11 protein-coding genes are annotated in these 11,687 nt (G+C 54.5%); all 11 read right to left on the bottom strand.

Going from position 1 to position 11,687, the window contains the following annotated elements; genetic code table 11:
- Positions 1–7 precede the first annotated feature (7 nt).
- A complete protein-coding gene (gene rnhB / locus LU196_RS11280) occupies positions 8–637 on the bottom strand; it encodes a ribonuclease HII (RefSeq protein WP_232759377.1) in 630 nt (209 codons plus the stop codon).
- Entirely contained in the window at positions 630–1,778 is a 1,149-nt protein-coding gene (gene lpxB / locus LU196_RS11275) for a lipid-A-disaccharide synthase (RefSeq protein ID WP_232759376.1), read from the bottom strand. Before lpxB ends, rnhB begins: the two co-directional genes overlap by 8 nt.
- A 3-nt stretch (positions 1,779–1,781) precedes the next feature.
- Positions 1,782–2,570, bottom strand: coding sequence for an acyl-ACP--UDP-N-acetylglucosamine O-acyltransferase (lpxA, locus tag LU196_RS11270; RefSeq protein WP_232759375.1), 789 nt, complete (start codon positions 2,568–2,570; stop codon positions 1,782–1,784).
- Positions 2,571–2,573: 3 nt separating this feature from the next.
- The gene (gene fabZ, locus LU196_RS11265) at positions 2,574–3,029 is read right to left on the bottom strand and encodes a 3-hydroxyacyl-ACP dehydratase FabZ (protein WP_013507953.1); all 456 of its coding nucleotides are present in this window, start codon (positions 3,027–3,029) and stop codon (positions 2,574–2,576) included.
- Between the two features lie 193 nt (positions 3,030–3,222).
- Positions 3,223–4,248 (bottom strand): UDP-3-O-(3-hydroxymyristoyl)glucosamine N-acyltransferase, encoded by a 1,026-nt coding sequence (gene lpxD, locus LU196_RS11260; protein WP_232759374.1) that lies wholly within the window; start codon positions 4,246–4,248, stop codon positions 3,223–3,225.
- A gap of 3 nt (positions 4,249–4,251) precedes the next feature.
- Positions 4,252–4,752 (bottom strand): OmpH family outer membrane protein, encoded by a 501-nt coding sequence (locus tag LU196_RS11255; protein WP_232759373.1) that lies wholly within the window; start codon positions 4,750–4,752, stop codon positions 4,252–4,254.
- Positions 4,753–4,846: 94 nt separating this feature from the next.
- Positions 4,847–7,258: an outer membrane protein assembly factor BamA gene (gene bamA, locus LU196_RS11250; RefSeq protein WP_232759406.1), complete on the bottom strand. Its 2,412-nt coding sequence runs from the start codon at positions 7,256–7,258 to the stop codon at positions 4,847–4,849.
- 50 nt (positions 7,259–7,308) lie between these two features.
- Entirely contained in the window at positions 7,309–8,658 is a 1,350-nt protein-coding gene (rseP, locus tag LU196_RS11245; RefSeq protein ID WP_232759372.1) for a sigma E protease regulator RseP, read from the bottom strand.
- A gap of 13 nt (positions 8,659–8,671) precedes the next feature.
- Entirely contained in the window at positions 8,672–9,529 is an 858-nt protein-coding gene (gene cdsA / locus LU196_RS11240; RefSeq protein WP_232759371.1) for a phosphatidate cytidylyltransferase, read from the bottom strand.
- An 18-nt stretch (positions 9,530–9,547) separates the two neighbouring features.
- A complete protein-coding gene (ispU, locus tag LU196_RS11235; protein WP_232759370.1) occupies positions 9,548–10,300 on the bottom strand; it encodes a (2E,6E)-farnesyl-diphosphate-specific ditrans,polycis-undecaprenyl-diphosphate synthase in 753 nt (250 codons plus the stop codon).
- A 165-nt stretch (positions 10,301–10,465) separates the two neighbouring features.
- Complete coding sequence (gene ispC / locus LU196_RS11230; protein ID WP_232759369.1) at positions 10,466–11,668, bottom strand: 1-deoxy-D-xylulose-5-phosphate reductoisomerase; 1,203 nt, start codon at positions 11,666–11,668, stop codon at positions 10,466–10,468.
- Positions 11,669–11,687: the final 19 nt, after the last annotated feature.

Below are 11,687 nucleotides of genomic sequence, written 5' to 3'. Positions count from 1 at the left end.
CGTCAGGCTAGTACAGCGTAGCGGGCTGCGAGGCGGCCAGCACCTCAGCATCAATCAGGGCATTACGCACCGGCGCAAAGCTGCGTCGGTGATGCGGAGTCGCCCCGAACTGCATCAGTTTTTCTCGGTGCAGCGCGGTAGGATATCCTTTGTGTTGCGCAAAGCCATACTGCGGAAATAATCGATCCAACTCGGCCATTTCACCATCGCGCGTGACTTTGGCGAGGATGGACGCGGCGCTGATCTCCTGTACCACACTGTCGCCCTTCACCACCGCCTGCGCAGGCATCGCCAATGCCGGGCAGCGATTGCCGTCAATTAACACAAAATCTGGCGTGATGGATAAGCCAGCGACCGCGCGCTGCATCGCCAACATAGTGGCGTGCAGAATGTTTAACCGATCGATCTCCTCTGGAACCGCTCGGCCAATGCACCACGCCAGCGCTTTATCCTTGATTTCGTGATACAGCGCCACGCGGCGTTTTTCAGAGAGTTTTTTGGAATCCGCCAATCCTGCAATCGGCCTGGCCGGATCGAGGATCACCGCCGCCGTGACCACATCGCCCACCAGCGGACCGCGTCCGACTTCATCGACACCCGCAATGTACTGCGCGACAGGATACGTAAACTCAGCCATGGGCGATCTCCAGCACGGCATCCGCTGCCTGTTCGTCAGCATTCCAGCGAATGTGTTGGTGTAATTCCGTGAAAGTGTGCAGCAGCGCATCCCGCTCAGGGCCCGCGTGCAGCAGCGGCTCCAGGGCGGTGGCCAAGGCTTCTGGCTGACACGCCTCCTGGAGCAGCTCTTTAACCAGCTCGCGTCCAGCCAGCAGGTTGGGCAATGAAACGTAAGGTGTTTTCACCAGACGTTTTGCCAGCCAGTAGGTGAAGGGCTTCATGCGATAGCCCACCACCATCGGACATTTCGCGAGCATACACTCTAACGCTGCGGTCCCGGACGCCAAAATCGCGGCATCGCTGGCGATCATCGCCTGGCGGCCTTTGCCATCCAGCAGATGCATCGGCAGCTCGGGCGCCACCTCCGCTTTAATCTGTTCAAACTGCGTGCGCCGCCTGGCGTTCACCAACGGCACAACGATTTCAAGCTTCGGATAGCGCTGGCGTAATAGCTGCGCGGCGCGCAAAAAGTCTGCGCTGAGCATCTCCACTTCCGCCCCGCGGCTGCCCGGCAATAATCCTAAACAGAGCGCGTCGTCGGCAATGCCCAGTTCGCGCCGCGCAGCAGATTTGTCCGGCTGCAACGGCATCGCATCAGCCATGGTATGACCAATAAAGCGGCACGGTACGTTAAAGCGATCGTAAAACGCCTTTTCAAACGGCAGAAACGCCAACACTAAGTCAGTGTTGCGGCCAATTTTAAACACGCGCTTCTGGCGCCACGCCCAGACGGAGGGGCTGACGTAATGAATGGTACGAATGCCCGCGCGTTTGAGGTTGCCTTCAAGCGTGATGTTGAAATCTGGCGCATCAATGCCGACAAACACGTCCGGCTGAAGATCGATAAAGCGCTGCGTTAAGGTTTTACGGATGTGCAATAATCGGCGCAGCCGTCCGAGCACTTCCACAATGCCCATCACCGCCAGCTCTTCCATCTCGTACCAGGCTTCACACCCTTCTGCCTGCATGAGCGGTCCCGCCACGCCCACAAAGCGCGCATCAGGATGACGAGCTTTAAGGGCGCGAATCAGGCCGGCACCAAGAATATCGCCGGAGGTTTCTCCGGCGACCAGGGCAATCGTTAAGGGACGCACTGACATGAACTAACGAATCAATCCACGGGTTGAACGGGCAAAGAAGTCGTAGAAAGGCTGCACTTCACTGTGCTGCTGCGCCAGTGCCTCGATTTCAGGTTTTACCTCATCCAGCGTTCTGCCGCTGCGGTAAAGCAGTTTGTAGGCATTACGGATGGCATGCAGCGCTTCTTTGCTAAAGCCGCGACGCTTCAGGCCTTCGATGTTAATACCGAATGGCGTGGCGTGGTTGCCCTGTGCGATCACGTACGGCGGTACGTCCTGCGCGACGCCTGAGCATCCGCCCACCATCACGTGGGCACCAATAGTGCACCACTGATGCACCGCCGTCATGCCGCCAATAATGGCGAAATCGTCCACGGTAACGTGACCACCGAGCGTGGCATTGTTAGCAAAGATACAGCGATTGCCAATCACACAGTCATGCGCGATGTGCGCGTTGACCATGAGCAGGTTATCACTGCCAACTTTGGTCACGTTGCCGCCTTGCGTGGTGCCGCGATGAATCGTCACGCTTTCGCGAATACGATTACGATCGCCAATTTCCACACGGGTTGGCTCGCCAGCATATTTGAGATCCTGGTTCACCTCACCGATGGAAGCGAACTGGTAAATCTGGTTGTCTTTCCCAATACGCGTATGGCCGTTCACCACGACGTGCGATTTGAGCATCGTGCCTTCACCAATCTCCACGTTCGCCCCGATGAAACAAAATGGGCCGATGTGAACATTGGCGCCAATTACGGCACCCTCTTCAATAACGGAACTGGGATGGATGTTGGCAGTTGGATCAATCACTAATTATGCCTCCCGGCTACGGGCACACATCATGGTTGCTTCACAGACAATTTTACCGTCTACGGTGGCGACGCCCTTGAAGCGCGTCAGACCACGACGGGTTTTCTCGAAGGTCACTTCCATGATCATCTGATCGCCTGGAACGACAGGACGCTTAAAGCGCGCTTCATCGATTCCGGCGAAGTAATAGAGTTCACCTGGCTCCAGTTTTCCCACGCTTTTAAACGCCAGAATACCGGTTGCCTGCGCCATCGCTTCCAGAATCAGAACGCCTGGGAAAATCGGCTTACCAGGGAAATGGCCCTGGAAAAACGGTTCATTAACAGAAACATTCTTCACCGCGCGCAGGTACTTGTGCTCTTCAAACTCCAGCACGCGATCAACCAGTAAGAAAGGATAGCGGTGCGGCAGCAGTTCTAAAATCTCTTCAATTTTCAGAGTATGCGTTTCAGTTGTCAAAATACTCTTCCTGTCCTAAAAATTCTGATGGCAACAATAATACGGCCTGCACGGATCGTAACGATCTCCCGCAGGCCGCAAATCAGTTCGGTGGCGCAAGCTTACCAGCGTTACCTACTTTGGCATGGGACCAAGCCCGATGCGGAGAGGAGGTACGCAGCTTTGTTATGTAAGCCGTTAGCGTGGGATGTGCTTAGTCGTCTTTGCCGACCTTGCGCTCAATGGCTTTTAAGCGTTTGCTCATGTCATCGATGTTCATCACCAGCGCTGCTGTTTTACGCCAGGTTTTGTTGGGTTGCAGTGGAATCCCCGACGAGTAAACCCCGGGCTCTGTGATGGGACGCATAACCATGCCCATGCCGGTGACGGTCACTTTGTCACAGATTTCCATATGGCCGTTAATGACGCTGGCGCCGCCAATCATACAGTAACGTCCAATCTTCAGACTACCCGCCATGATCACACCCCCTGCAACGGCGGTGTTATCCCCAATCACGACGTTATGCGCAATCTGACACTGGTTGTCTATGATAACACCATTGCCGATCAGAGTGTTATCCAGCGCACCGCGATCGATGGTGGTGCAGGCGCCAATTTCCACTTTATCGCCAATAATCACCGTGCCTAACTGGGGGATTTTCACCCAATTACCGCGATCGTTAGCATAACCAAACCCGTCAGCACCGATAACGGTACCGGACTGAATCAGACAATCCTGACCAATCTGTACCTCGTGATAAACGGTGACGTTGGCCCATAAACGGGAGCCGCGGCCAATACGCGTCTGCTTACCCACAAAACAGCCTGGGCCAATCACGGTATCATCACCCAGCTCTACGCCGGACTCAATGACCGCATTTGCACCCACCGAAACGTTCTTACCCAGCTTTGCTGTGGGATCAATCACCGCACTGGGCGCGATATTTTGCGCGGGCTGCGGCGTTGTGTCCAGCAGTTGTGCCATACGTGCATAGGTAAGATAAGGATTTTTCACCACCAAGGCGGCCGTTTTACACCACGCCAGATCCGCTTCCGTCAGCACCACGGCTGAAGCCTGAATGTGTTCGAGCTGCTCGCGGTAGCGGCTGTTTGCTAGAAAAGTGATTTGACCAGTGGTGGCGGATTGCATAGAAGCAATGCCGGAGATGGCGATATCGCCATCTCCGTGCAATTCTGCATCCAACTGCTGGGCTAAATCAGCCAGTCGAATCGATGACATTAATTATTTAACCTGTTTAACAACGTCAGCAGTGATGTCTTTGGCATCAGAAGAGGAGTACAGCACGGCCTGAGAATCCAGCACCAGATCGTAACCCTCGCTTTTCGCTACAGACTGAACGGCTGTCTGGATTTTAGCCAGCAGCTTGTTACGCTCTTGCATCTGGCGAGTCTGATTGTCTTTGTCGAAAGCCTGCGCTTTTTGCTCAAAGGCAGCACGCTCAGAAGCGATCTGCTTCTCTTTTTTGCTGCGGTCGCTGGCTTTCATGGTTGATGCATTGCGCTGCAGATCTTGCATCTCACCCTGGATTTTTTGCTGCTGGGCCTGCAGCTCAGAGGCACGGCCTTTGAACTCGCTTTCCAACTGCTTGGCAACCGTCGCGCGCTGCGGAGACTGCTGGAACACCTGGCTCAGGTTAACAACGGCGATTTTATCGGCCGCCTGGGCACCCGCAGAAGCAGCTAATGCAACACCCAGAGCAGCAGCACAGAACAACTTTTTCACTATAAACTCCTTACCTCAACGTGTGTGTTTGCAGCGTGTCGCCCTCAAGGCGACACGGGTGCAAGACGGTATTTACACTTCCTTGTTCAGAGCCTTACCAGGTTTTACCAATGTTAAACTGGAACTGCTCTGACTTGTCTCCCTCGACTTTCTTCACCGGCTGGGCATACGAGAATACCAACGGGCCCAGCGGCGACATCCACTGCAGGGCAACACCTGCAGAGACGCGGATATTGTTTGGATCGCTGTAATCTGGAATACCCGCTGCACGCGACTCAGGGGTGTTCTCCCATTTCGTATCCCACACGGTACCGGCATCCATAAACACCGAGGTGCGCACCGAGTTTGCATACTTCTCGCTCAGGAACGGCGTGGGGGTAATCAGCTCCAGGCTGGCAATCGCCATGGCGTTACCGCCGACGGCATCGCTGGATTTACAGATACCGTTTGGATCGGTCAGATTACAGTTCGAAGAGTGGTCATTAAAGTACGCCGCTTTTGGACCAATGGTATTGGACTGGAAACCGCGAACCGTGCTTGAGCCACCGGCATAGAAGTTCTCGTAGAACGGCATCTCTTTGCCATCCAGGCCACCGCCGTAACCAACGCGTCCACGCCCCAGCACAACCCACGTCCCATCGCGATTCAGCGGAACATACTGTTGCGAATCCAGCGTCGCTTTGTAGAACGCATTATCTGAGCCAGGAATAGTCACTTTACCGTTCAGGTTAGTGCGGTTACCGCGCGTTGGGAAGAAGCCGCGGTCCAGCGTGTTATACGTCCAACCGTAGTTGAAGGTATAGTCATCGGCGGAGAAATCACCGCGGCTGTTGATGCTTTGCGGATGGCCTACGGAATCAAGATAACGCCACATCGCCACCTGCGGACGCATGTCCGACAGATCGTTATGGACGTAGCCTAATCCTACACGCAGCGTATTGTTTTCATTGACCGGGAAGCCCAGCGTACCGTCTAAGCCATAGCTTTTGTTGGTATAGTCAGACAGGTCAGCGTTGTCGGCTTTGAAGTCGTTATAGAACAGACGTCCGCCCAGGCTCACGCCATCGACCGTAAAGTAAGGATCGGTCAGGGAGAATTCTGCGTAAGTCTGGTAGTCGTTTTTGGTACCGCTGATGCCGACCGTATTACCGGTGCCCAGCCAGTTGTCCTGGGTGACACCCACCTGGAAACTGACGCCGCTCTCGGTACCGTAGCCCACACCAAAGTTAAATGTTCCGGTGTTACGCTCTTTTACTTTGTAGACGACATCCACCTGATCTGGCGACCCCGGAACGCGCTGAGTGTCCACATCGACCGTCTCAAAATAACCGGTGCGGTTAAGACGCTCTTTACCCTGGTCTACCAAGTCGCTGCCCAGCCACGCGCCTTCCATCTGTCGCATTTCACGACGTAAAACCGCATCTTTAGACGTGTCATTCCCTTCAAAGCGAACTTTACGGACGTAGTAGCGGTTACCCGCATCGACGTTGATGTGGAGCTTAACGGTTTTATCGGCGTCATTGATTTCAGGCTGCGTCACCACGCGTGGGTAAGCATACCCGTAGCGGCCCAGCAGCTTTTTGATGTCATCTTCCATCTGCGTCACCTTGGTGCCGTTGTACAGCTCACCATTAGGGATTTGCGTCAGATGTTCAATTTCTGCCGAATGACCAGCCATGCTGCCGTTCACGATCACGCCGGCAATTTTGTATTGATCGCCTTCGGTGACGTTAACGGTAATGTAGATACCTTTTTTGTCTGGCGTCAGGCTGACCTGCGTCGAATCAATGTTGAAGCGCGCGTAGCCGCGATCCAGGTAGAAGCTGCGCAGGGTTTCGAGATCGCCTGCCAGTTTCTGTTTCTGGTATTTACGATCGCCCACGACATTCCACCACGGCACTTCATCACGCAGCTGGAAACGTGAGATCAGTTCGTCAGAGCTAAACGCTTTGTTGCCAACGATGTTGATCTGCTGAATTTTTGCAGAAACGCCTTCCTGGAAGACAAATTTCAAATCAACGCGGTTACGCGGCAGCGGCGTTGCAATGGCTTTGACGCTGGCGGTGTATTTTCCGACGCTGTAGTAGAAATCTTCCAGCCCCTTCTCAATGGAAGAGAGGGTGGTGCGGTCAAGCGCTTCGCCCACGCGCACGCCTGAAGCTTCAAGGTTCTGCTTCAGCTGCTCCTCTTTCACGGCTTTGTTACCTGAAAAAGTGATGCTGGCAATGGTTGGACGTTCTTTCACCTGAACAATCAGGGTTGTTCCGTCGCGCAGAACCTGAACATCTTCGAAGTTACCGGTGGCAAACAGTGACCGAATGGTATTTCTGATGTCATCATCATTCACCGTGTCGCCGACGCGAACTGGCATGCTGAGGAGAGCCGCGCCGACGGCGACTCGCTGTAGACCTTCGAAATGAATGTCCTTCACTACGAAATCGTCTGCACCGTAAACGGTGGCGCTGCTAAACAGCAGCGACGCTATGAGCAACTTTTTCATCGCCATCGTTGTTATGCGTTTTCCTAACACATCCCTCACCTGCTTGCGTTCCAGCATTACAGGCGTGAGAAATCATTGAAAAGTGCAAGCCCCATTAACAGCACCAGCAAAATAGAACCGATGCGATAGCTGAAGTCCTGAACTCGTTCGGACACCGGTCCACCTTTGATCTTTTCGATCGCCAGAAAGAGCAGATGTCCACCATCTAAAACCGGCAGAGGGAAGAGATTAATGATGCCCAGGTTAACGCTGATCAGCGCCAGGAACATCAGATAATAAATCACCCCGTACTCTGCTGATAAACCCGCCCCCTGCGCGATCGAAATCGGTCCGCTGAGGTTATTGAGTTTGACGTCTCCGGTTATCAGCTTGCCCAGCATGGAAACCGTGAGCTTCATCAGCTGCCAGGTTTTGACACTGGCTTCGCCAATCGCGGCAAACGGCCCATATTGTTTTACCGTCTTGTACTCATCTGGCAGCGGGATTACGCGTGGTATAACGCCCGCAAAGCCCGCTGCTTTATCCCCGGCTTTAGCCTGCGGCGTAAGCGTTACCGCGAGCGGCTCCCCGTTGCGCTCAATATCCAATGCCATGGGTTTACCCGGATTATCGCGAACCTGCGCCGCAAAATCCTGCCACTGCATCAATGGCTGACCCTCGACTTTAACGATCCTGTCGCCAGCTTGCAAACCAGCGAAACTGGCTGGTGAGTCAGGCTGAACCTCTGCCAGCGTCGTTTCAATCTGCGGCCCGCGAGGACGGATACCTAAAGCGACCACGGGGTCCTGTTTATCCGGTTCAAACTGCCAGTCGCGCAAATTTAACTGCTTTTGCTGCGTCGCGTCCTGACCAAATTGAGAGACGGTAAGTGTCGCGCTGCTGTCACCAATTTTGCCCACCAGCGCCATGCGCACCGCATCCCAATCAGGCGTTTCGATACCATCTACCGCTTTAAGTTCCATGCCGGAAGTAATTTGCGCTTCGGCGGCGACGGAGCCGCTCATTATTTCGCCAACAACCGGCCGAACGCCGGGAACGCCGTGAATAAAAACGACCCAGTAGGCGAACACCGCAAAGATAAAATTCGCGACAGGACCTGCGGCGATAATCGCGGCGCGCTGCAGCACCGTTTTATTGTTGAACGCCTGATGACGAAGCTCTGGGGGCACGCTCTCGACGCGCTCGTCCAGCATTTTGACATAGCCGCCGAGCGGAATCAGCGCAATCACGTACTCCGTCCCTTGGCGGTCAGTACGTCGCCACAGCGCTTTACCAAACCCCACCGAAAAACGTTCCACCTTCACGCCGCAGCGACGCGCGACCCAAAAGTGGCCAAATTCATGCACGGTAATCAATACGCCCAGCGCGACGATAAAGGCGACCAAACTCCAGAGAATACTTAACATGGCTGCCGAGTCCTCAGAGTGTGCGGAAAACCAGCAGCAGCAAGCAGGCGAAAACCGGCACTGCCGCTGTCAGGCTGTCTATACGATCGAGGATACCGCCGTGTCCAGGAATCAAGTTTCCGCTGTCTTTGATACCCGCTTCGCGCTTGAACATACTTTCCGTCAGGTCGCCGAGCACCGAGGCCAGCGTAGCAACAACGGCACAGATGATGAGCGTAACCGGCGCCACCGCCAGCGGGGCAAACACGGCAAACAGCCAGGCAATGATCGCCGAGGAGAGTAAACCGCCAAAAAAGCCTTCCCACGTCTTACCGGGCGAGACTTTGGGCGCCAGCTTGTGCTTGCCAAACAGCCGGCCGAACATGTAAGCGCCTGAATCAGCGCCCCACACCAGTACCATGATGAACAGCAGCCACCATGCGCCCGCAAAGTGGTCGCTTTCGTAGTGATATTGACGCAGCGCCACCATGCCCCAGAAAAACGGCACCACGGTCAGCACGCCAAAAATCAGACGCAGCGGACGCGATGAACGCCATAGCGCGGCGGACGCTGGATAAGACAAAACGAGAAGCAGCGCAACCAGCCACCATCCCAGCGCGGCCCAAAGTGAGCCTTCAACTTGGTACTGATGCAAATTGCGTTGATAAGGTTGAAGCGTGAAGAGCATTGCCGCGAGCAGCAGGCCGCAAATGACGGCCAGCCAAATACGCTGCTGGCGAGTTTTTAAACCCGCCAGTTGCCCCCATTCCCAGGCGGCAAGCATGCAAATGACAATTGTGGTAATCGCAAATCCGGACAGCGGTAACCAAAAGAGTGCAGCAATCACCAGCGGAATGAGAATGAATGCGGTGATTAAACGAGACTTCAGCAAAGATTACCCCCAGGTAGCTTAGGCGCCGCCTGGTGCAGCGCCGCCGTAGCGTCGCTCCCGCAGAGAGAATGCATTCAGTGCACCTTCAAAAACGTGTTCATCAAAATCAGGCCAAAGAACATCGGTAAACCAAAACTCAGCATAGGCGATTTGCCACAGCAGGAAGTTGCTAATCCGATGCTCTCCCCCGGTCCTTATCACTAAATCTACCGGCGCCAGTTCCTGCATACAAAGATGCGGTGCCAGGCTCTCTTCGGTTATTTGGTCAGGACGTAACAAACCTTCCTGCACCTGTTCAGCTACCTTCTTCACTCCCTGAATAATATCCCAACGCCCACCATAGTTAGCGGCAACGTTAAGCGTTAGTCCATCATTATGCTGAGTGAGTTCCTCGGCGCGACGAATACGTTCCTGGATGCGATTGTTGAAGCGACTGATGTCACCAATGATGCGCAGCCGGACATTGTGCTTGTGTAGGCTTTTGACTTCGCTGTCCAATGCCCAAACAAACAGTTCCATTAAAGCCGTGACTTCCTGCACGGGCCGGCTCCAGTTTTCACTGCTGAACGCATAAAGCGTGAGCGCTTCTAGCTTATGGCTAACCGCAAAGCTGACGGCCCGGCGTACTGATTTTACGCCGGCTTTGTGGCCTGTAATACGCAGTTTGCCCTGATTTTTTGCCCAGCGACCATTGCCATCCATAATGATGGCCACGTGACGTGGTGTGCAATATAACCCGTCATCGATTGTATTGTGATTGTTGGACGACATAACGCGTAATAATTCCTTTGATCAGAAATGCTGTGGTTTCTGAATACATTGTGCCTGCGGCAAACTCCGGCAAACATGCAGGATGACATCGAAACAATGTCGAGCCGAAAAACGCGAGCGAGCGACTATACCATTTTCACCGAGAGCGAACAAATAGCGGGACAATCAACCTGCTAAACCAAAGCGCGGCAGCATCTCCGTGGCGCAGCGTCGCGCGATTCCATCGATCTCCATCACCGCGTCAATGCTGTCTGGCTCCTGAACGTTCAGGGTTGCCAGTACCTCACTGTTAATGGCCGCGATATCGGTAAAACGAATCTGATGCTGCAGAAATGCCGCTACGGCAACTTCATTGGCCGCATTCAACAACGTGGTGGCCGCCTGACCTGTTGCGCAGGCGTCAATTGCCAGCTTCAGGCAGGGATAGCGCGCGTAGTCGGGCTCAGCGAACGTGAGCGCTTTCATTCGGGTGAAATCCAGCGGCGTTACGCCAGCAGAAATACGCGCGGGCCACGCCATGCTGTGGGCAATTGGCGTTCGCATATCCGGTGAACCCAGCTGCGCCAGAACGCTTCCGTCGCAATAACGCACCATCGAATGGATCACCGACTGCGGATGCAGGATAACTTCCATTTGTGCGTCGGTGGCGTTAAATAACCAGCGAGCTTCAATGTATTCAAGACCTTTATTCATCATGGTGGCCGAATCAACGGAAATTTTACGCCCCATTGACCAGTTCGGATGCGCACAAGCCTGATCTGGCGTCATGGCCGACAGATCCGCCAATGGCGTGTCACGAAAAGGACCACCCGATCCCGTAAGGAGAATCGACTCAATGCCGTTTTCCCGCAGATCAGCGTACCCCAACTGATGCTGTATGGAAGCGGGTAAACTCTGAAAAATGGCGTTGTGCTCGCTGTCCACCGGTAATAACTGGGCCTGATGCTGACGGACTGCCTCCATAAACAAGCGGCCGCACGTGACAAGTGACTCTTTGTTGGCCAGCAGCACCGTTTTGCCCGCGCGAATAGCAGCTAAGGTCGGCTGCAGGCCCGAGGCGCCCACAATGGCCGCCATCACCTGATCGACCTCGTCTAATGCCGCCAGCTCGCAGGCTGCCTGAACGCCGGAGAGCACTTCCGTCGAGATATTCAGTGCTCTCAGTCGCTCACGCAGCGCCTGCGCCGAAGATTCATCGGACATTGAGGCATAGCGCGGCTGGAATTGTTGGCACTGTTCGGCCATCAGCGCCACGTTTTGCCCTGCGACCAGCGCCGTTACCTGATACAACTCTGGATTGGCGGCTATCACCGCTAAGGTGCTGGTTCCAATGGAGCCGGTTGAACCCAATAGCGTTAATCGCTTCATCTTGCTATCCCTGTGAAGT

The sequence above is a fragment of the Pantoea sp. Mb-10 genome, from assembly GCF_021272205.1.
Taxonomy (GTDB): domain Bacteria; phylum Pseudomonadota; class Gammaproteobacteria; order Enterobacterales; family Enterobacteriaceae; genus Pantoea.
The sequence above is the reverse complement of the archived record's forward strand: the minus strand, read 5'-3'. Positions and strand labels throughout refer to the sequence as shown.

What these genes read in the sequence shown, in the direction of transcription:
- ispU (WP_232759370.1), bottom strand. Translation starts at nt 10,300, where the DNA reads ATGTCGTCCAACAATCACAATACAATCGATGACGGGTTATATTGCACA.
- bamA (WP_232759406.1), bottom strand. Translation starts at nt 7,258, where the DNA reads ATGGCGATGAAAAAGTTGCTCATAGCGTCGCTGCTGTTTAGCAGCGCC.
- ispC (WP_232759369.1), bottom strand. Translation starts at nt 11,668, where the DNA reads ATGAAGCGATTAACGCTATTGGGTTCAACCGGCTCCATTGGAACCAGC.
- lpxD (WP_232759374.1), bottom strand. Translation starts at nt 4,248, where the DNA reads ATGTCATCGATTCGACTGGCTGATTTAGCCCAGCAGTTGGATGCAGAA.
- rnhB (WP_232759377.1), bottom strand. Translation starts at nt 637, where the DNA reads ATGGCTGAGTTTACGTATCCTGTCGCGCAGTACATTGCGGGTGTCGAT.
- lpxB (WP_232759376.1), bottom strand. Translation starts at nt 1,778, where the DNA reads ATGTCAGTGCGTCCCTTAACGATTGCCCTGGTCGCCGGAGAAACCTCC.
- rseP (WP_232759372.1), bottom strand. Translation starts at nt 8,658, where the DNA reads ATGTTAAGTATTCTCTGGAGTTTGGTCGCCTTTATCGTCGCGCTGGGC.